At 58.3% G+C, this 1247-nt stretch carries 1 protein-coding gene; it reads right to left on the reverse strand.

Features of this window, described 5'->3' with window-relative positions; translation table 11 throughout:
• Nucleotides 1-1208: Hpt domain-containing protein (locus tag AC097P_RS24195; RefSeq protein WP_479612968.1), on the reverse strand; the 1208-nt coding region annotated here is incomplete at its 3' end.
• Nucleotides 1209-1247 lie beyond the last annotated feature (39 nt).

The raw sequence follows: 1247 nt of genomic DNA on the forward strand, positions 1-1247 counted from the left end.
TGCGTCAACCGCGACTCCATGCGAGCACGGGAAATCATCACCTCACCAGCCTGATTGACCAAACGGTCCAGCAATTGTGAGCGCACGCGCACCGAGTGTTGCGCTGTTTGACGCACGGGTGTTACCGCTGCCAGCCCACGTGGCGCAACCCGCACTGCCGGCGCAGCGCCAGTGGGTTCCGCACCCTGTGTCGTTGTGGCGGGCAAGACCTCTGCGGAAACTACTTCCACGGCGACTGGCGCTCCACCCAATGCATTGAATGTTGCCTGCAGACCGTCAAAGCGGGTCAGTAGCGGTTCAAGCTGAACCTGCTGAATCTGTTCGGTACCGATCTGCTCGATGCTTGACTCCATGCGGTGGGACATTTCACCCAAACGCATGGCTCCGGCCAGACGGGCACTCCCTTTAAGCGTGTGCAGTACACGCAGAACCTCGTTGCGGGCCTTCAGATTGTCTGGCGCACCCACCCACTGGCGCAATGCACTACCGAGTTGCGGCATCAGCTCAATGGCTTCTTCCTCGAAAATCGGGAACAAATCTTCGTCTAGGCTATCGCGCGCATCAATTTCATCATCATCCTCTGCCTGGGCTATGTTGAGAGGAGCCGCGACGACCGACAGGGGCGCAGCGGCCGGTACGTTGACTACCACAGGTGCAACCGGCAATTCGACCACCGCTTCCACCAGTGCTACTTCGGAAAGAGCGGCGATCTCGGAGACCTCTGCCTCGGCAGGAGCCAACTCTTCATCCAAGCCATCCACGATGGAGTCCATGGTGGGGGCGGGGAACTCGGTCTCGATGATTCGCTGCAGTGCGGTCAAGACGTCAGCGGCGGATTCCTTCAAGAATCCTGCCGCAAACTGATGCAAAAGACGACGAATGTCTTCGGCGGCGTCGGAGAAGACTTCTGCTTGTTCTGGAGCACCCTGGCGATGCAGTTGCACATGTTGCAGGGCTTGCTCCAGAGAACGCGCCATATCGGACAGCGCAACAAAGCCCACCGTGGCCGAACTACCTAACAGGGAGTGGGCTAGCGAAACCAAAGAATCGGGCAATGGTTTTTGCAGTTCCATCGCCCATTCACTGAGCTCGACCTGCAGGCGCCGCGACCACTCATCGGCCTCATTCAAATACACGTTATACAGGGGAATGCTCAGTCGCAGATGGCCAATAACCTTGACCTGCTCATCAACTTCTTCGACTGCCATCGGTGCCTCACCTGCATCCAGCACCTCAGGTACAGCCAG

The sequence above is a fragment of the Rhodoferax sp. ZS1R8 genome, from assembly GCF_056521325.1.